The 20,465-nt window shown below is 35.5% G+C and carries 18 protein-coding genes; 15 read left to right on the top strand and 3 right to left on the bottom strand.

What is annotated here, in order from left to right:
- The first annotated feature begins 20 nt into the window (after window positions 1–20).
- From A5866_RS04320 to A5866_RS04295, 6 genes are all read left to right on the top strand, one after another.
- Complete coding sequence (locus A5866_RS04320; protein WP_086444282.1) at window positions 21–1,343, top strand: PTS sugar transporter subunit IIC; 1,323 nt, start codon at window positions 21–23, stop codon at window positions 1,341–1,343.
- A 291-nt stretch (window positions 1,344–1,634) separates the two neighbouring features.
- Complete coding sequence (locus A5866_RS04315) at window positions 1,635–2,432, top strand: MurR/RpiR family transcriptional regulator (protein ID WP_086444283.1); 798 nt, start codon at window positions 1,635–1,637, stop codon at window positions 2,430–2,432.
- A gap of 14 nt (window positions 2,433–2,446) precedes the next feature.
- Window positions 2,447–3,718, top strand: a complete 1,272-nt coding sequence (locus A5866_RS04310; protein WP_086444284.1) for a glycoside hydrolase family 125 protein — start codon at window positions 2,447–2,449, stop codon at window positions 3,716–3,718.
- Between the two features lie 11 nt (window positions 3,719–3,729).
- Window positions 3,730–5,103, top strand: a complete 1,374-nt coding sequence (locus tag A5866_RS04305; RefSeq protein ID WP_086279170.1) for a glycoside hydrolase family 1 protein — start codon at window positions 3,730–3,732, stop codon at window positions 5,101–5,103.
- Window positions 5,104–5,210: 107 nt separating this feature from the next.
- Window positions 5,211–5,573, top strand: coding sequence for a hypothetical protein (locus A5866_RS04300; protein ID WP_086444285.1), 363 nt, complete (start codon window positions 5,211–5,213; stop codon window positions 5,571–5,573).
- A gap of 156 nt (window positions 5,574–5,729) precedes the next feature.
- Window positions 5,730–6,488, top strand: a complete 759-nt coding sequence (locus A5866_RS04295) for a class I SAM-dependent methyltransferase (RefSeq protein ID WP_086279172.1) — start codon at window positions 5,730–5,732, stop codon at window positions 6,486–6,488.
- 86 nt (window positions 6,489–6,574) lie between these two features.
- On the opposite strand, the gene A5866_RS04290 is transcribed toward A5866_RS04295, so the two are convergent.
- The 3 genes from A5866_RS04290 to A5866_RS04280 all read right to left on the bottom strand — a co-directional run bounded on the left by A5866_RS04290 (window position 6,575) and on the right by A5866_RS04280 (window position 9,524).
- On the bottom strand, window positions 6,575–7,009 hold the full coding sequence (locus A5866_RS04290; RefSeq protein WP_086444286.1) for a universal stress protein: 435 nt from the start codon (window positions 7,007–7,009) through the stop codon (window positions 6,575–6,577).
- Between the two features lie 127 nt (window positions 7,010–7,136).
- Window positions 7,137–8,438 (bottom strand): murein hydrolase activator EnvC family protein, encoded by a 1,302-nt coding sequence (locus A5866_RS04285; protein WP_086279174.1) that lies wholly within the window; start codon window positions 8,436–8,438, stop codon window positions 7,137–7,139.
- Between the two features lie 258 nt (window positions 8,439–8,696).
- On the bottom strand, window positions 8,697–9,524 hold the full coding sequence (locus tag A5866_RS04280; protein ID WP_086279175.1) for a helix-turn-helix domain-containing protein: 828 nt from the start codon (window positions 9,522–9,524) through the stop codon (window positions 8,697–8,699).
- Window positions 9,525–9,806: 282 nt separating this feature from the next.
- On the opposite strand from A5866_RS04280, the gene A5866_RS04275 reads away from it, so the two are divergent.
- The 9 genes from A5866_RS04275 to nrdR all read left to right on the top strand — a co-directional run bounded on the left by A5866_RS04275 (window position 9,807) and on the right by nrdR (window position 20,453).
- Window positions 9,807–10,370 carry a hypothetical protein gene (locus A5866_RS04275; RefSeq protein WP_086279176.1) on the top strand — a complete coding sequence of 188 codons (564 nt, stop codon included), beginning with the start codon at window positions 9,807–9,809 and terminating at the stop codon, window positions 10,368–10,370.
- Window positions 10,371–10,551: 181 nt separating this feature from the next.
- Window positions 10,552–12,618, top strand: a complete 2,067-nt coding sequence (locus A5866_RS04270; RefSeq protein ID WP_086444287.1) for a heavy metal translocating P-type ATPase — start codon at window positions 10,552–10,554, stop codon at window positions 12,616–12,618.
- A gap of 110 nt (window positions 12,619–12,728) precedes the next feature.
- Entirely contained in the window at window positions 12,729–13,274 is a 546-nt protein-coding gene (locus A5866_RS04265) for a helix-turn-helix domain-containing protein (protein ID WP_254907545.1), read from the top strand.
- A complete protein-coding gene (locus A5866_RS04260) occupies window positions 13,259–14,206 on the top strand; it encodes a hypothetical protein (protein ID WP_254907546.1) in 948 nt (315 codons plus the stop codon). Before A5866_RS04265 ends, A5866_RS04260 begins: the two co-directional genes overlap by 16 nt.
- Before the next feature lie 60 nt (window positions 14,207–14,266).
- Window positions 14,267–15,178 (top strand): aldo/keto reductase, encoded by a 912-nt coding sequence (locus tag A5866_RS04255; RefSeq protein WP_086279179.1) that lies wholly within the window; start codon window positions 14,267–14,269, stop codon window positions 15,176–15,178.
- Window positions 15,179–15,486: 308 nt separating this feature from the next.
- A complete protein-coding gene (gene polA / locus A5866_RS04250) occupies window positions 15,487–18,132 on the top strand; it encodes a DNA polymerase I (protein ID WP_086444288.1) in 2,646 nt (881 codons plus the stop codon).
- Window positions 18,133–18,216: 84 nt separating this feature from the next.
- Window positions 18,217–19,053 (top strand): DNA-formamidopyrimidine glycosylase, encoded by an 837-nt coding sequence (gene mutM, locus A5866_RS04245; RefSeq protein WP_086444289.1) that lies wholly within the window; start codon window positions 18,217–18,219, stop codon window positions 19,051–19,053.
- A 3-nt stretch (window positions 19,054–19,056) separates the two neighbouring features.
- Window positions 19,057–19,650 (top strand): dephospho-CoA kinase, encoded by a 594-nt coding sequence (gene coaE, locus A5866_RS04240; RefSeq protein WP_086444290.1) that lies wholly within the window; start codon window positions 19,057–19,059, stop codon window positions 19,648–19,650.
- Window positions 19,651–19,967: 317 nt separating this feature from the next.
- Window positions 19,968–20,453 (top strand): transcriptional regulator NrdR, encoded by a 486-nt coding sequence (gene nrdR, locus A5866_RS04235; protein WP_086279183.1) that lies wholly within the window; start codon window positions 19,968–19,970, stop codon window positions 20,451–20,453.
- The last annotated feature ends 12 nt before the right edge of the window (window positions 20,454–20,465 follow it).

Genomic DNA, 20,465 nt, shown 5'->3' with positions numbered 1-20,465 from the left:
ACGGGAAAGGTCGAGTTAAGATGAAAATAAATATCGAGAAAATTCAAGATCCATTATTAAAAATCGCCAATAAAGTAGATAACAACAGCGTTTTACAAGCTATAAAAAATGCGTTTATCAGCAGTATTCCATTTACTGTGGTAGGATCGTTTTCCAACCTGATCAAAATGCAGATCGATGCTTTTTTTGGAGAAACAGCAATCGGTCAAACTGCATCAGCAATTTTCGGCAATGTTTATCTAGGAACATTGGGAATAGTCGCTTTATTAATTGTCTTTTCTACTTCCTATAATTATGCAAAAGAATTGATGAAAAAACATCCTGAAGCAAATATCAATCCACTACTGGCAACGTTATTAGCCTTTGCAGCCTATTTTGTAATGGTACCAAACAATGTTAATTTTGCTGATGATTCAGCGGAAGTTATTCAAGGTTATGCGAATAATTTCTTTAGCTATGAAGGAATGTTTACCGCTTTGATCGTAGGCTTACTTGCTGTTTTCCTTTATTCAGTTTTAGCAAAACATAAGATTGCTATCAAGCTACCAGGGAATGTTCCACCAAATGTTTTTGATTCCTTCTTTGCCTTGATTCCAATTTCGATCGTATTATTGATCTGTTCCGTAATGAAAGTCGTGATTGAAGCGTTTGATTTCAATTCCTTTATGGATCTGGTCAGTCAATTATTCGTTCAACCACTAACATCTGTTGGAACGGGGTTACCTGCTATTATTGTAGTGATCTTATTAGAACAAATATTATGGTTCTTAGGATTACATGGTTTTAACATCGTTTGGGGCGTTGTATCTGCTTTATGGTTGCCAATTTTCTTAGAAAATGTTGCGAAATTTGCTGAAACAAAAAGCTTTGCGGACATCTCTATTGCACCGAATACAATGACAAATGTGTACGCTATGATCGGTGGATCTGGTGCCACTTTTGGGTTGATTCTAGCAATTTTGATTTTTACACCAAAAACGTATAGTGGTCGTGAAGTAGCAAAACTATCATTTATTCCAGGACTATTCGGGATCAACGAACCAATTATCTTTGGCTTCCCGATTGTCTTAAATCCATTGATGTTTATCCCATTTGTTTTTGTACCAGTTTTCAATGCAGTAGTCGCTTATATTGTGACTAAAATTGGTTGGGTCGTTCCATTGGTCGTCTTAAATTCAGGAAATGAACCAATTTTCATCAGCACCTGGATCTTAGGCGCATTCCATCTTAGCCCAGTGATCTTAACAGCCGTTTTAGTTGTTTTGGATGTCTTCATTTATGCACCGTTTGTACGAATGAATATGAAATTTGACGAAAGCCAATTACTGAACGCACAAGACTAGTCGTGGAAACCGTAACAAGAGGCAAGAGGTTGGGACAGAACGCTTCAAGTCTTAGTGCTTTAGCACAGATAAAATAAAGGGAGCAGTGTTTGAGACATAACTCTGCGAGTTATATCCCAGACACCTGGAATCCGGACAAACGGTGGGAGCAGAAGCAATCCCATCGGAAATAAGCCAGAATTTACAAAAATTTGAAGAGCAATTTTCGTGAATTCTTTCTTATTTCTCGGGATTAAACACTTCTGTCCCAACCTCCTTGTTTTCTTTACTATAGTGAAAGGAGTGCTAATCATGGAAAGTTACATCGAACTAATCATTCAAGCAAATCAAAAAAAGTTTACGGATGTTGAACGAGTGATCGCTCAATACTTTCTTGATGGGAATAAGGAATTAGGAATTCAAGAATTGGCTAAGAAGCTTAGTGTATCCAATTCTTCAATCACGCGCTTTTGTAAAAAAATTGGTTTAGCTAATTATAAAGAACTGATTTACTTATATAAATATTCTAGTAAAAGCACTAAAAAGCAAGCAGATTCTAGTATTAGCTACGTCAATCTAAATTACTCTTTGTTGCTCAATGACATTATCGAAAAATTAGATAAAGATGAAGTTAAAAAAGCAGCTTTAATGATCGATAGCGGGCGGATCATTCATTACTGGGGAACAGGTTACAACGCTTTTTGCGGTGAAGATTTTCAATTTAAATTTTCACGGCTTGGAAAAATTGTCAACGTGATCAAGGACGAACATTCAATTGTGATGATGGCTCATGGTGTGCAACAAGGTGATCTTGTTGTTGTCTCATCGATTTCCGGCAATAATGAAGCAATCCAAGAAGCGGTAAAAATAGTTTCTGAAAAAAATGCAAAGGTAATCGTAATTACTGCCAACGAAAAAAGTCCATATAAAGAGTTCTCTGAAGCGTTTTGTTTAACAAGCTCAATGGGAAAGAAGGATATGGGGGGGATTTCACCACAAATTCCCGTATTAACAGTGATTGATATCTTATATACAGAAATTTTAGCCATGTATCATGAAGATACGATCAAGTCTTGGATTAAATCAGAAGTAATTTTAAAAGGAAAGTAAAAAGGGGAATCATCATGAGTGTAAACTATTCAAAATCAGTCATCGAAAAAATGAAAACATTGGTATCAGAACAGTCCAGTAATCCTAGATGGAGTGAAGTATTTTCAAATTGTTTTGACAATACTTTGGAAACCACAGTCAAAAGCTCAGAGGATGATGTGTTTGTAATCACTGGTGATATTCCGGCAATGTGGCTGCGAGATTCATCCGCTCAAATCAAACCCTACTTAGCAATTGCAAATGAAGATGAAAACATCAAACAATTGATACGGGGATTAGTTGACCGCCAAATAAAATGTATTTTGATCGATCCTTATGCAAATGCCTTTAACCAAACTGAGAATGGTCATTGCTACCACCAAGATCTTACAGAGATGAATGGTTGGATCTGGGAACGGAAATATGAAATAGATTCGTTATGTTATCCAATCGAATTAGCTTATTTGTTATGGAAACAAACAGGTGAGACCAAACAATTTTCAAAAGAGTTTAAACGTGCTGCAGAATCTATTATCAAGGTTTTTAAAATAGAGCAACGACATGAAAATTCTTCTTATCGTTTTGAGCGTTTTGATGAAAGACCAGAAGATACACTTTCAAATCACGGCTTAGGAGAACCTTGTGGGTACACAGGGATGACTTGGTCTGGTTTTCGTCCAAGTGATGACAGCTGTACATATAATTATTTAGTTCCTGCCAATATGTTTGCTGTTGTTATTTTAGGCTATCTTAAGGAAATTTTTACAGAGATTTTCTACGATAAATTACTGGTTGAACAAGCAAATCAATTAAAAAATGAAATCAATCAAGGCATAGAAAAATGGGGTATCGTTGAACATCAGGGGCAAAAAGTTTATGCTTATGAGGTAGACGGATTAGGAAATTATCTTTTAATGGATGATGCCAACGTACCTAGTCTATTAGCAGCTCCTTATCTAGGGTATTGTTCGATCGATGATGAAATTTATCAAAATACACGTGCCTTAATTTTATCTGATGTTAATCCATATTATTATGAAGGAATAAAGTTAAAAGGAATCGGAAGTGAGCATACGCCAAAAGAGTACGTTTGGCCGATCGCATTATCTATCCAAGGTTTAACGACGACTAGCCAAGTTGAAAAGGCTGAGTTGTTAGACATTTTAGTTAAAACCGATGCTGGCACTAATCATATGCATGAAGGTGTTAATGTGAACGACCCCAATCAATATACCCGTGAATGGTTTTCCTGGGCGAATATGATGTTTTGTACGTTACTGTTAGATTATTTAAAAATAGGAAAATAGGTGTAAAGCAAATGAAAAAATTTCCAGAATATTTTCTATGGGGCGCAGCAACATCTGCTCCCCAATCTGAAGGGCATGGTTCGCTAAATGGAAAATCTCCTTCAACTTGGGATAAATGGTATGAACTGAATCCAGAAAAATTCCAATTAAACCAAGGACCTGAAGATACGACTAAGATGTATGAGTATTTCAAGGATGATGCTAAAAGAATGAAAGAGATCAATATGAATTCCTTTAGAACATCGATTGCTTGGACTCGTTTGTTACCGGATGGAAAAACAGTTAATCCAGAAGCTGTTACGTTTTATCGTCATTATTTCGCTGAGTTAATTGCTAATGGTGTCAAACCAATTATTAATTTATTTCATTTTGATATGCCTTGGTGGTTAATGGAAAAAGGCGGCTGGGAAACTAGAGAATCGGTGGAGGCATTTGCTTTTTATGCCGATACTTGTTTTGAACTATTTGGTGATTTAGTTGAGCAATGGACAACATTTAACGAGCCGATGGTCCATGTGGAGTGCGGCTATCTATATGGGTATCATTATCCCGCAATTCATGATCTGAAAAAAGCAGTTCAAGTTGGATTTAACACGTTGATGGCTCATACAATGGCTGTTAAAAGCTTTAAAGAGAGAAAGTATCAAGGCACAATCGGAATCATTTTAAACGTTTCGCCGTGTTATCCCAAAAGTCAGGCGCAAGAAGACTTGGAAGCAGCTGAGTTTGCTGATTTATTAAATACCAAAAGCTTTTTAGACCCTACAGTTTTAGGAACGATTCCAGCAAAATTAATTGATCGTTTAGCTGAAAATGAATTATTGCCTGATGTTGCAGAGAATGATTTAGAGCTGATTAAAAAGAATACAGTTGATTTTATTGGCATGAATTATTATCAGCCACGCCGTGTTCAAGCGCCTGCCAAAGTCAATAAACCTGCAGTTTCTCCTGCTGATTTTTACGATCATTATGATTGGCCGGATAAAAAAATAAATCCGTATCGTGGTTGGGAAATTTATCCAGAGGCGTTATATGATGTTGCGCTGATGATCAAAAATGACTACAACAATATTCCCTGGTACGTTTCAGAAAATGGTATGGGTGTGGCAGATGAAGAACGGTTCTTAGATCAAACAGGTATGATTCAAGATGATTATCGGATTGAATTTATGGAAGAACATCTTAATCAGTTACATAAAGGAATTCAAGCAGGCAGTAATTGTTTTGGGTACCATTCATGGACGTTTATCGATTGTTGGTCTTGGCTGAACGGATATAAGAATCGCTATGGATTTTATCGCTTGGATTTAGAAAATGATCAACGCTCTTTAAAGAAAAGTGGTATTTGGTTTAAAGAGTTGATCGATCGAAATGGCTTGGTATAAATAGTGAAGGAAAGAATAAAGACAGAAATAGGTCTGGCTTTATTCTTTTTTGTGATGCTATAATAGTCTAAAGACTAACCGGATTAAAGAGAAAAGAAGTGATAAAAGTGAATCAGCGAGAACAACAAAGAAAATTTGCCGAAAGAAGTAATGTCAACAATAGTACGTTTGATGCAATGAATACAAATCAAACGCGTTATTCCAATGGCCAAGGAAAAAATGTTTTACCTACTGAGCGAGATCAATCTAGAGGCCTTGGGGGCTATGTTTCAACTGGGGTGCTTTATTTTACGGGTGTAGTAGTTGCCATTGTGTTATTCATTTATGTGATTCCTTATGTTGAGCTGATTGTTTCGCCAACATTTTATAAAGGCTCCCTATTTCTATTATGTGCTTTGTTGTTTTGCATGTTGATGGGGTATTTATGGGTATATATTGGCTCAACAGTAATGAAAAAAAGTAGGAGATGACTGACATGATTTTCAAGGTGATGCAACGAAGTAACAACTCGATACAGTTATAATGCTCTGATAGGGTTGTATTGAGTAAATTTAGAACTATCAGATCGACCATAACTGTATCTAACTTATAATCAGACAACAATTAAGTATAAGGGAGAGTTCGTTATGGAAAAAATAGAATTAAAAAAATATTGGCAGACTATTGAAGCATTGGAGTTTAAAGGTTGGGATTTTTCATATTTGGAAGGACGTTGGCGACAAGAAGCCTTACCGTGGCGTTATGATGAGCTTGTTCGTACCCATTTGTCTAGTGAGATGCATTTATTGGATATGGGGACTGGTGGAGGAGAGTTATTATTGACATTTGCTCATCCGTTTGGTCAGACATCCGTTACCGAAGGCTGGAAACCTAATTATGAACTGCTAAAAAAGAAGCTAAAACCACAAGGTGTAACAGTTACGTTTGTCGATCAGACGAATTATTTAAATTTTTCAAATGACTCATTTGATATAATATTGAATAGCCATGAGTCATATGATCCAAAAGAAGTTTCTAGAGTATTGAAGCTAGGCGGCCTATTCATTACACAGCAAGTTGGTGATCAAAACGGAATGCTCCTCTCAGAAAAATTAGATACAAAGCGTCGAAGAAATTCTTTTGAATGGTCAAAAGAGGTAGCACAAGAAGCTTTAGTCAAAGAAAATATGGATATCTTATTTGCTGATGAGTATTTTCCGTATCAAGACTTTTTAGATATGGAAGGGTTGATTTATTACGTTAAAAGAATTCCGTGGGAGTATCCTGATGTTTCAGTAGAAACGCATTTTACTCAATTACTTGAGATTCAAAAGGAATTGTCAAAAAAAGGTTACCTTCGGAATCAACAACATCGATTTGTGCTAATTGGAAAGTTAAGAGAGTAATTAAAAAAGAGCGGATAAACGGCGAGAAAAAAAGCAGCCCCTTCGGGAATAAGAAGGGGCTGCTTTTTTTAGTATATATCAACTAATTATTTTACGACAAGCACGTTACAAGGAGCATATTGTACGACATAACTGGTTGTGGTACCTAATTGGTTTGATTGGATCATCCCTTTACCCGTTGCACCCACGATAATCAAATCGATTGCTTGATTTGTTGGAACAATTGTAGAAATCATTTCTTTTGGATTGCCAATTTCAACAAGCGGTATAATGTCATCCAATCCTTGCTCAGTAGCATAATAAATATTTTTTAATAATTCTTTTTCGATAGCTTCCTTTTCCTCAGCAAGGACTTTTGAATAGGCATAAGAACTATGACTGATTGCATTTTCATCAACGACAGACAATAAGTACAAGGTAGCATTTTTTTCTTTTGCAATCGCAACGCCATGTTGTAAAGCCAACTCAGCATTTTTTGAACCATCGACAGCAACGAGGATATTTGAGTAGTTATTGATCATCTTAATCAACACCTTTCTTTATCTATGCTTATTATAACATGTTTGCCAGTAGAGGGTAAACGAATTGACAGGCGCAAAAAAAGATAGCAAGTCAGTAATTTTTGACTTGCTATCTTTACTAGATTTTCTATAATCCGATGAACGGTGCAGGGTTAACAAAACCGCTCCACAGACCTGTTGAAATACTAAAATGTAAATGAACCCCAGTTGAATTACCTGTAGTCCCCATACCACCTAACATCTGTCCGGCACTAACACTTTGTCCAGCTGCAACGCTTAAGCTGCTCATGTGTAAATAATAGGAGTAATAACCATTGTCGTGCTTGATCACAACGTGATTTCCAGCCATACCACTATAATTTGCGCTGACAACTTCGCCAGAGCGGGCAGCCATGATTGGTGTGCCGCTGGCTCCACCAAAGTCAATACCATCATGAAAAGATCCTGAGATACCCGTTGGATCTTCACGGACACCGAAACCACTAGTGATCGTCATACTTGCTACAGGAGCAGACCAACCTCCAGATGATGCTGGTGGAGTAGGTGTTGAGGCATTTGCAGGAACCTCGTTATTATTAGTACCTGTATTTGTATCAGGGACAGGTGTGGCTTGTTCTTTTTCTATTGTTTTTGTTGGAGCGGCAGTAGCTTGTGCTTGCTTTGTTTTCGCCACTTCTTTCGCCTGTTTTTCAGCAGCAGCTTTTGCTTCAGCTTCTTTTTTCTTTTCTTCAGCAATTGCTTTTAATTGTGCTTCTTTTCTTTTAGCTGCTTCTTCTTTTTGTTTTACAAATTTATCTTTTTCAGCTTTTTCAGTTGCAAGACTTGCAGCAATTTCGTTGATTTTTACATTCTGCTCAAGTTTAGCTTCTGCCAAAGCAGCTTCCTTTTCTTCAAGTTCCTCAGTTTTCTTCTCAAGTGCTTTTAGAGTTGCGGTTAAGTTGACTTTTAACGTATCAAGTTCTTTTTTATCCTCTTTTTGAGCGGTTAAAATATCATTATTTGCAGTAACTAATGTATTAACTGCTAAAGCTTTTGAAATAGCGTCAGAGATCGAATCTGCACTTAACAAAACAGCTAGCATGGATTCTTGTTCATGATTCGTTTGTGTAACTCGTGCTTGCGCTTGTAATTGCTCATTTCTTTTTTCAATTTTTTCTTCTAAATTAGCAATGTCAGTATTTAGCTTGTTCATTTCTTTTTCATGTTTCTGTTTCTCAGAAAGGACTGTCTGATACTCCGTTTCGATTGTCGCAATTTCTGTTTCTAGAGTTGCTAAGTAATCTTTCGCATCATTTTCATTTTTGACGATATCTTCAATTTTTTTTGTTTGAGTTTCTATTTTTTGATCGATATCATCGGCTAATACGCTCAAGGGCGCAGCATTTACTAATAAAACAAATGAAAGTGTAATGAGTAGTTTTTTCTTCAAGTGACGTTCCTCGCTTTATATTTATCATTTTAAACGGATGGCTTTTGGTTAAAAAGGCACCGTTACTATTCTTAAATAACACAAGACAAAGTATACCATAGTCTAAGAAGAATAATCATGTTTAAAGAGCAAGATTAATGGAAAATGGCGAAATTTAAAATCTGGCAATAAAGGTATCATCTAATTGTAATATATGAAACTTACTTTTAATAAGAAAATACGTTTGTAACAGGAAATAAAGAGCGGATAGACAGGGAACTATTGAAGATTATTAAACTCCGAATAAAACTCATCTAAAATATCGAGCAACTCTTTTTTTGTTTGTGAATATTTTTTTAGTACTGTTTTCTCAGATAAAGGCTTTCCTTTATTAGCCGTATATTTTTTTGTGAGATCATCATAATTCACTATTTTCGCTATTGGTTTATTGCGATAAGTAATATCATTTGTGACGATATCACTGATCATTTTAAAGAGGGGTAGAATGCTTAAATAATGTTTGTTTGATTCAGTTCGTTTCAATAAGTCGAATACTAAAAACAAGACAGAAGCATTGACTTCTTTTTGGTCAGAGTCATGCAACAAAGCTTCGATCATTGGCAAAAAGCTAGTTCTGTATCGATCATTTTGCTCAATGCTATACGTCGTTGAGTCTTCTGAAATAAGTAAAGCATGAGGTTTAGAAAGATCGAACTGATAGTTTTTTTCAAAATAAACTGGAAACAGTTTGCTTGCAGTAGTCAATATTTTTAAATCTTGAGTATAGCTGATTTTTTGTTTTTTTAAGGTGAGCATCAATTGTTGCAGTTGTTCTATGTTAAGTTCATGCTGTAAATTAGCTTCGTTTAATAATTGAGTTACATAGTCTTCAAAATCGCCATAGCGTATCCAATCAGCTGTTGTACTTCCTAGGATCGCTATTTTTTCTAACCGATCTTGTTTTGGTAAATTATTGCCTTTTTCCCAATTATTGACAGTGCTAGCACTCGAATTTCCAACTAATTTGGCAAAACGAGCCATTGAATAGTTATGCTGTTTTCTGATTTGTTTGACTCTCAGTCCAACAGCTTTTAAATTGATTTCCAAAAAATTTACCTCCTAATTTTTCAATAGATGAGCTTACGATGTTTGAGTGCTAATGGATCTCTTTATCCTTAATAGTCTAACTATCTTTCTTCTACTATATCATTTTTATTATTATTATTGTATTGTTATTTATTCTTTTTGTTATTGTATTTTCTTGATCCAAATGATATTATAGGTTTACCGAAATACATTCATTATAATATGTTCGATTTGACGTTCGTATTGTTTTGTTTAATTTTTAAATGCCGAAATTCATTCATTATTTAAGGAGGAGAAATAGTAATGAAAAGGATAATTAGAATTGAAGAGCAAAAAAATGATTTTTTATATCAATTTTTAGCAAGGTTGAACAACGAGATCCCTTATCAGGAAAATAAGCAAAAAATGGCAGAAAGCTGTGTTCATCAGTATAAGTTACTAGTAAATATGTCTTTTAGCGCAAATGTTTTACACAGAGGGGTGGATTATGCAAGCAAAGTGTACAATCATGTTGCTAAAATCGAATATACAAGACTTTGTAAAATGATTATCAAACAAAATTTCGATAAAAAGGTTACAGAAGAATTACTGAAGCGATTAAAGAAAACACAAAATGAATTATTTCTTCAGTCACCTATTACTAAGGAGTCAGGAGGTATTGATATTTTCTATGAATTTACTGGAGGCAAACGAAAAAAATACCAATCGAATCGTAAAGCAATTCAGCAGATGTATCTGGAAATAAAACGTGAGTCAAAAAAGAGCCTACACAGATATTTTAAAGATTCTTGTATAAGAAAAATGAATAGAATCAAAGAGAAAAAGAATCACGCATTATGGTTGTTAAAGAGCTATACTTGGCATTGAGTCAGCCTGCTTAGTGTTAAATACGCAAAATTTCCTTATTTCCATGAATTAAGAGACTTTATTTTTACCGAAAGATTTGTTGTGCTATGCTTGAATGAGGATAGCACTTTCTTCTGTACTTCGTTGTTTGAAAGTCAGCATATTTTTAAACATTCTATAATTCGAGAAAGAAGGAATTCAAATGAATCATAATGAAGAAAAGCATATGAATCATCAAGCTCATCAAATGGAAGGGATGGATCATAGCACAATGCACGGTGACGATCAGATGAGTGGGATGGATCATGGTATGCACATGGGAAACTTTAAACAAAAATTCTGGTTTTCACTAGTTCTCGCCATTCCAATCATTTTTCTGTCTCCGATGATGGGGGTTGATCTTCCATTTCAGTTCACATTTCCAGGTTCAGATTGGTTAGTATTGATCTTGGCTTCGATTCTCTTTTTTTATGGCGGAGAGCCTTTTTTAAATGGGGCTAAAATGGAGCTTAAGCAGAAAAGTCCAGCGATGATGACATTGATTGCGATGGGGATTTCTGTTTCATATTTCTATAGTATTTATGCTTTTATTATGAATAAACTGATGCCGCAAAATCATGTGATGGACTTTTTCTGGGAGCTTGCAACCTTGATCGTTATTATGCTGTTAGGACATTGGATCGAAATGAATGCTGTATCCAATGCTAGTGATGCGTTACAAAAAATGGCGGAATTACTACCTGATAAAGTGAAACGCTTAAATAAAGATGGAACGGAAGAAGAAGTATCCTTAAAGCAAGTCCAAGAAAATGACCATCTAGTTGTACGAGCTGGTGATAAAATTCCGGCTGATGGTGTGATTATTAAAGGAAGCACTTCTGTAGATGAATCGATGGTTACGGGAGAATCAAAAACAGTCAAAAAAAACGAAAAAGATAAGGTGATCGGTGGGGCCGTCAACGGTAGTGGAACAATTGAGATACTGGTGACAGGTACAGGAGAAACTGGGTATCTTTCCAAAGTGATGGAGATGGTTAAAAAGGCGCAGACTGAAAAATCAAATCTTGAATCACTTTCTGATCGAGTGGCCAAATGGTTATTTTATATTGCACTTGGTGCTGGGCTTTTAGCCTTTATTATTTGGTGGATGGTCGATAAAAATATCAGTATTGCATTTGAGCGTATGGTAACAGTCTTCATTATTGCGTGTCCTCATGCATTGGGGTTAGCAATCCCGCTAGTTATAGCTCGTTCTACGTCTATTGCAGCAAAACACGGTTTATTGTTAAAAAACCGAAATGCACTAGAACAAGCCAACGATATTCGCTATATAATGTTAGATAAAACTGGAACCTTAACAGAAGGGAAATTTACAGTTACTGGAGTTGAAATGATCGATCCAGATACAACTCAAGAAGAGGCCTTAAAAGTGATCGGCGCTTTAGAAAGTAATGCAAATCATCCCTTGGCAATCGGAATCATGAACTATTTGACGGAGAAAAAAATTTCACCTTATAAAGCTGAAAATCTTCAAAGTCTTGCTGGAATAGGTTTGACAGGTGTGGTCAACGGAAAAAACGTCAAAATTGTAAATGAGAAAGAAGTAGAACATCTTGCGTTTTCGTTCGATGAATCAATGAAACGACAATACCAAGAACAGGGAAATACATTAAGCTACTTAATTATTGATAAGAAGTTACTAGCAATGATAGCCCTAGGCGATATAGTGAAACCAGAAGCAAAACAATTCATAACCGATTTAAAAGCGCAGGGAATCGTGCCGGTAATGTTGACTGGTGATAATAAAGTTGCTGCAGAATCGGTCGCTCATTATTTAGGAATAGATGATTATCATGGCGAGCTATTACCAGAAGATAAAGAAAAAATCATTCAAACGTACACAGCAAAAGGTGAGAAAGTAATGATGGTCGGTGATGGAATCAATGATGCACCAAGCTTAGTCAGAGCCACAATTGGTGTTGCCATTGGAGCTGGAACCGATGTGGCCATTGATTCAGCTGATGTTGTTTTAACGGATAGTGATCCCAAAGATATTCTTCGATTCCTTGATTTAGCAAAGCAAACACGACGTAAAATGATTCAAAATCTTTGGTGGGGAGCGGGCTACAATATTATTGCGATTCCACTTGCTGCAGGTATTTTAGCTCCATGGGGAATTTTGTTGAACCCAGCAGTAGGGGCGATTTTGATGTCTCTAAGCACAGTGATTGTGGCAGCTAATGCAATGACACTAAGAATTCATAATTAAAAAAATGAAAAGTAATGAATTATGCGTATATTTTCTATGCATAACTCATTACTTTTTTTGTACAGCTAATGAATAAAATACTATTTTAATCTTTATGGTGGAGGTTTGGAATGGATTATAATGAAATTTTTGATGTTGAATCAAAGAAATTACTTGGCTTGTTTAATGCGTTAAGATATACGGATAATAGCAAGTCACTAGATACACTGTCAAAAGAATTAGGAATAAATTCAAAAACAATAATAAGGGCAATAAAAAAATTGAAAAAGCTATTCAAACGCTATCAATTAGAACAGCAATTAGCCATTGGCTGTCGTGATAGAAACCAATTCTATTTGAAAAGGCAGGATGACCAATATTTGGAGTTTTTTTTAGTTCAATATTTAAATGATCTTCCCGAAATCATTTTTCTAAAAACAATTATTGAAGAGAAAAATGTTACTACAAAACAACTAATAGGTAGTATGTTAGTGAGTGAGTCTAGCCTTAGAAGGCGAGCAAAGAAAATAAATGGCTGGTTGAAAAAATTTAACTTACATTTAAAGCGAGGAACCTGGGAGCTTATAGGAGAAGAAGAACAAATTAGAGCATTGGTTTTCCATTTTATTGGTTTGCTTACCAAGAAACGAAACCACAATCTTTGTTATGTACAATAGAAAATAGTCGCGAACTTGCTATTAAATTTATTTCTTTTTTTAATATGAAAATCAATGATCTGCAAAAAGAAACGATAACTCGAATCACTCAAATAGCTTTTTGGCGTTATCAAGGTGGCAATAAAGTTTGGATCAAAAAGAGTTGGAAGCAGTATATCGAAAATAGCGCTACTTTTTCTAAATTTATGGCTGTTATGGATTCAGAAGGCAGTGCTACTAATTTAGATTTTGAAGAGTTGGTCTATTTGTATTTAATGATCCAAGCCTATTTTTTACCATATTTTGGATCAAACAACCAGATATTTCTTATTGGGGAACATTATTTAAAGAAAACAACTTGTTATTTACGGACGCTGACAGCAAATAGTAAATTGAGACACATCTCTTTCGGAGGAAAATTAAGTCACTCAAAAGAGAGCTTGGTAGCATTTTTAAGCTTTCATTTATATTATGAATTACTTTCAGGTTTTCCTTTTGAAAAAAAATATTTAAAAATGCTTTTTACAGAGAATTATCCTAATTTTACTCGTAAACTTAGTTTAGCTGTAAATGAATTGATGCAAGAAAACGACTATTATCAGCGGATTCCCAAAGATACAATATGGTATCGTTATTTTATGATTGTAAGCTCGCTCATTTCTCCAGTCTCTTTTGAAAAAAGAATTTTTATCTGTTTAATGACTGATTTACCACTTGAGATGGAAACAAAACTAGGGAAAAGAATCACTCACTTTTTTATGCATAAATTCAATTTAACTATAATCTACGCAAGAACTTCGAAATCTATTTCATATGCGGATATTATTTTAACCACAGTTGTATATCAATCTTTACATCGGAAATATCCTCAGCCTACGTTATTAATTGAAGCAGGTTTTTCAGAAAAAACACTTTACCAGGTCGAAAAACTAATAAAAAAAGTGATGAAATGAAGCCCTTTCAAGAAAATGTGTTAAACTAAATAAGTGAATACAATTTTAGGAGGGTTTCCTGTGAAAAAAATTCAATTTGGGACAAGTGATTTACAAGCGGCATCAGTGATTCTTGGTTGTATGAGAATGAATGGAGTTGAAAAACCAGCAGAAATTATTGAGACAGCGTATGAGCACGGTATCGATTTTTTTGATCATGCAGATATTTATGGCGGTGGCGAGTGCGAAACGATTTTTGGTAAAGCATTAAAAGAAACATCGATCAAAAGAGAAGAAATTATTATTCAAACAAAATGCGGGATTCGTAAAGGTATGTTTGACTTTTCAAAAGAACATATCATTTCTTCCGTTGAAGGCAGTTTAAAACGTTTAGGTGTGGATTATATCGATGCATTATTACTTCATCGACCAGATACACTTGTTGAACCAGAAGAAGTTGCGGCTGCTTTTGATCAGCTCGAAGCACAAGGCAAAGTGAAATATTTTGGTGTCAGCAATCAAAAACCAATGCAAATCGATTTATTGAAAAAAACAGTAAAACAACCATTATTAGCAAATCAGTTGCAATTTGGAATTAAACATACTGGAATGATCGATCAAGGTATCCATGTAAATATGACAGATGAAGCAAGTGTAGATCATGATGGCAGTATTTTAGATTATTCTCGTTTAAATCAAATGACCATCCAAGCTTGGTCACCTTATCAGTACGGTTTCTTCGAAGGTGTTTTTATTGGAAATGAAACATTTTCAGAGCTGAATGCCACGTTAGATAAAATCGCTGAAAAACATAATTGTACAGCTACAGGTCTTGCAACTGCGTGGATTTTACGGCATCCAGCCCAAATGCAGGTGATCGCAGGAACAATGAATAAAGGACGAATCGCAGAAATTGCTAAAGCATCAGAGATTGTTTTAAGTAGAGAAGAATGGTATGAAATTTACCGTGCGGCTGGAAATATCTTGCCTTAGAGTTAAAGATTTCGGTATAAATAGAAATATAGGCCGATTTTTCCTAAAAAAAGTTACATTTTAGAAATTTTTCGTTCATACAATGTTCACAAATTACTTGTACTATAAGGACATAGAAGAAAGACAATTGCTACAAAAACAATTTCATTTGTGTGAACTCCTAATTTGACCCGCTCTGAGTGTGCAGAGCGGGTTTTCTTTTGTATTCAATGCAGCTTTGCGAACTTTAGTTCCTTCCTACTGCAAAGTTGACAGTTTTTTGTTAGAATAGATAGGAAACCAGTTTGCTGAAGATGAGGAGAAAAAAGATGACAAAAAATAAGTTATTATTAGTTGATGGAAACAGTGTTGCCTTTCGAGCATTTTTTGCTTTGCACAATTCCCTAGAACGATTTAAAAATAAAAATGGGTTACATACCAATGCCGTTTATGCGTTTAATAATATGTTTGAAAACGTCATGGCTAAAGAAAATCCGACGCATGTTTTAGTCGCATTTGATGCTGGGAAGACAACCTTTAGAACCGAATTTTATTCAGAATACAAAGCAGGTCGTTCAAAAACGCCAGGAGAATTTAAAGAGCAAATGCCTTATATTCGCGAATTGCTGACTGGTTTAGGCGTGAAGTATTATGAGCTAGAAAATTATGAAGCAGATGATATTATCGGAACATTGGCTACTAAAGTGCCAAAAGACCAATTTGATGTTGTTGTGTTGTCTGGAGATCGAGATTTAACGCAATTGGCGACAGATTCAGTCAAAGTTGACATTACGATCAAAGGTGTTAGTGATCTCGAAACTTATACACCAGCACATGTAGCTGAAAAATATGATGGCCTAACACCTAATCAGATCATCGATATGAAAGGTCTTGCTGGAGATACATCAGATAATATTCCAGGTGTTACAAAAATTGGTGAGAAAACAGCAATCAAATTATTGAAAGAATTTGGTTCAGTTGAAGGTGTTTATGAAAACATCGACAGCATGAAACCAAGTAAAATGAAAGAAAACTTAATCAATGATAAAGAGCAAGCCTTCATGTCTAAGCGTTTAGCGACAATCAATGTTGATTCTCCAGTCAAAGTCGACATCGATGAATTGAAATATGAAGGAAAAGATCTAGAAAAACTGATTCCATTCTATAAGGAAATGGAATTCAAGCAAATGTTAAGCAAATTAAATGTTGAAGAAGAAGCTGTTGAACTTGAAGATGTTCATTTCGATGTAGTGGATACGTTCACTGAAGAAATGTTTACAGATGATATGGCCTTATATGTTGAAATGATGGAAGAAAATTACCATACCTCTCCTATCGTAGGAGTTGCTTGGGGCAATAAAGAAAAAGTATACGTGACAAATAGTTTAGAGCTATTTGAAAGTAAACCATTTGTTGATTGGGTATTATCAGATAACTATAAGAAAACTGTATATGATGCAAAACGGACCTATGTATCACTAAATCGCTATGTCGGAAAACCACAAGGGATTAAGTTTGATGTTTTATTGGCTGCTTATTTACTAGATACAAATGATAATAGTGCTGATATTGAAGGCGTGGCTCAACATTACGGCTACACAGCTATTCATTCGGATGAATCAGTCTATGGAAAAGGTGCCAAAAAAGGGCTGCCAGAAGACGATGAAGCATTTTTCAGTCACTTGGCTCGAAAAGTTAAGGCTATTCAATTTCTTTTCGCAAAATTAGATACAGAATTGGTTGAAAAAAATCAAGCTGATTTATTCTATAAAATGGAGCTACCACTGTCAAAAATTTTAGGTGACATGGAGATTACGGGAATTCGTGTAGATGCAAATCGATTAAAAGAAATGCGTATTGAGTTTTCAGATCGACTACGTGAAATCGAACAAAAAATCTATGCTGAAGCGGGCGAAGAATTTAACTTGAATTCACCGAAACAATTAGGCGTAATTCTGTTTGAAAAAAAGGGCTTGCCTGTTATTAAAAAAACAAAAACTGGCTACTCAACAGCCGTTGACGTTTTAGAACAGTTAAAAGAACAAGCACCGATCGTAGAAGATATTTTAGTTTACCGTCAGATTGCTAAAATTCAATCGACTTATGTTGAAGGTCTCTTAAAAGTAATTCAGCCAGATGATAAAATCCATACAAGGTATGTGCAAACGTTAACTCAAACGGGTCGTTTAAGCTCTGTTGATCCTAATTTACAAAATATTCCAATCCGTCTAGAAGAAGGGCGTAAAATTCGTGAAGCTTTTGTGCCAAGAGAAAAAGACTGGTTGATTTTTTCATCTGATTATTCTCAAATCGAACTACGTGTATTAGCTCATATTTCTGATGATCAGCATTTGAAAGAAGCTTTTATTGAAGGGCAAGATATTCACTCAAGTACAGCGATGCGTGTGTTTGGTATCGAAAAACCAGAAGATGTTACGCCAAATATGCGTCGCCAAGCCAAAGCGGTCAATTTTGGGATCGTTTATGGAATCAGCGATTATGGCTTATCCCAAAATTTAGGTATTACTAGGAAACAAGCACAAGAGTATATTGATACTTATTTTGAGAAATACCCAGGTGTTAAAAAATATATGGAAGATATCGTTCGCGACGCTAAAGATAAAGGATTTGTAGAAACCTTGTATAACCGTCGTCGTTATTTGCCAGATATCAATTCACGTAATTTCAATCTTCGTTCGTTTGCAGAACGAACTGCAATCAATACACCGATTCAAGGTAGTGCCGCTGATATTTTGAAAATTGCGATGATCAATATGGATCAACGATTAAAAGAAGAAAAAATGCAGGCAACGATGTTACTGCAAGTTCACGATGAGCTTGTTTTTGAAGCGCCAGAAGCTGAATTAGATCAGCTAAATGCTTTGGTTAAAGAAGTGATGGAAAATGCTGTTTCATTACATGTACCATTGCTGACAGATAGCAGCTGGGGTAAAACATGGTACGAAGCAAAATAAGCTGAAAAAGACTGACCTAACGAACAAGGTTGTAAAATCTTGATGTGTTTGTTTCGGTCTTTTTCTTCAAAGGAGAGGTGAGTTATGCCTGAATTACCAGAAGTTGAAACCGTCAGAAAAGGGTTGGAAAAGTTAGTTGTCGACAAAACAATCGAAGAAGTCACGATATTATGGCCGAGAATCATTGAATCACCTGAAACAGATATTTTTGCGCAACAGTTGATTGGTCAAACAATCGAAAAAATGGAACGACGTGGCAAATTTTTGATTTTCAAATTAACGAATTACGATATGATTTCTCATCTGCGGATGGAAGGAAAATATGAAATTCATAAGCCAGAAGAAGAGCGAACAAAACATACTCACGTGATTTTCACGTTTACCGATGGAACTGAACTCCGTTATCTTGATGTTCGGAAATTTGGTCGTATGGTTTTAGTGCCTAAAAATCAAGGTGAACATTATAAAGGTATCTTGGCTTTAGGTCCTGAACCAATTCCTACTCAATTCAAATTAAAGGAATTTCGAGTTGGGTTAAAAAAACATCATAAAGCCATCAAACCGTTATTATTAGATCAACGACTAGTTACTGGTTTAGGGAATATTTATGTAGATGAGGCTTTGTGGGAAGCGAGTATTCATCCAGAACAACCCGCTGATTCATTAAAACCTAAAGAGGTTGAAGGGCTGTATTATGCAATCATCGATGTCCTAGGCCGAGCGGTTGAAGCTGGCGGAACAACAATCCGTAGCTACTTAAATGCGCTAGGTGAAGCAGGAACCTTCCAAATTTCACTAAATGTTTATGGCCAAACGGAGAAACCATGTCCACGATGTGCTACACCAATCAAAAAAATCAAAGTTGCGCAACGAGGAACTCATTTTTGTCCGAAGTGTCAAACCTTAAAAGTGAGGAACTAAACGATGACTATGATATTAGGACTAACTGGTGGGATTGCTACAGGGAAAAGTACCGTTGTAAAGGTTTTTAAAGAACTGGGGTTTCCAGTTGTTGATGCTGATGTGATTGCTCGAGAGGTTGTTGAAGTGGGGAGGCCAGGGTTAGCTAAAATTGTGTCTACGTTTGGAACAGAAATGTTGCAGCCAGATCGTTCATTGGACCGTAAAAAATTAGGAGCGCTCGTTTTTTCAGACGAAGAAAAAAGACAAAAACTAAATGCATTACTCTCTCCTTTTTTAAGAGAAGCAATCTTATCGCAAATTGAAAAGAAAAAAGACCAAGCGTCATTAGTCGTTGTTGATATTCCCTTGCTTTATGAGGGCGGATATGAAAATGACATGGACCAAGTAGCGGTTGTCTATGTTCCAGAAACGATTCAACTGGATCGTCTGATGGAAAGAGATCATCTGACGGAACAAGAAGCGTGGCAACGAATAAATAGTCAATTATCGATCGAACAGAAAAAGCAAAAAGCAGATATCGTATTTGATAATCAAAAAACGATCCAAGAAACTAAGAAATTGGTGGAAAATTGGGTGTTAAACAATCATTTTTAGTTACTCTATCTGTAATGAGAACTATTTTTCAGATAAATGAAGACAAGAGAGGCAGCGAATGTTAAAGCCGATTTTGTTTTCATTTTTTTGTTAAAACTTGTTTAGATAAATTGATAAGAGAAATAACCAGCTCAGTGAGAGTCTGATTCATTTTATTTAAAAAACTGTTATTAAATAAACGTTAAACAAATGAAAAAAAATGGTTAAGAAGTAATCGTTAATGTCTGGTTTCTTAAGCATTTCATGTTATAATATAGGAAGTAAACTTAAAATTAACTGTTAAAATAGATATTATTAGATAAAATGAGGTGAATGCTATGCGTTGTCCAAGATGTCATCATAATAATTCTCGTGTAATTGATAGTCGTCAAGCTGACGATGGTCGTGCAATCCGTCGTCGTAGAGAGTGTGAAAATTGTAATTACCGTTTTACAACATTTGAACGGATTGAAGCGGCACCATTATTAGTCATTAAGAAAAACGGTGACCGAGAAGAATTTAATAGAGAGAAGATTTTACGCGGGTTGATTCGCTCAGCAGAAAAACGTCCAGTTGCCATGGAACAAATGGAACAAATCGTTGACAATGTTGAAAATCGTGTTCGTAGCTTAGGCGAGAATGAAGTTTCAACGACACTAGTCGGAGAATATGTAATGGAAGATTTAGTCAATCTAGATGAAATTGCCTATATTCGTTTTGCCAGCGTGTACCGTCAATTTAAAGATATGAGTGTATTCTTAAAAGAATTGCAAGGAATCGTTGATAAAGCAAAGTCTTCAAACGCTGATACAACCAATGAATAAGGAGGTCTTTCC

The sequence above is a fragment of the Enterococcus sp. 12C11_DIV0727 genome (assembly GCF_002148425.2).
Classification (GTDB): domain Bacteria; phylum Bacillota; class Bacilli; order Lactobacillales; family Enterococcaceae; genus Enterococcus_L; species Enterococcus_L lemimoniae.
Note: the sequence above shows the minus strand (reverse complement) of the source record. Positions and strands in the feature narration are given on the sequence as shown.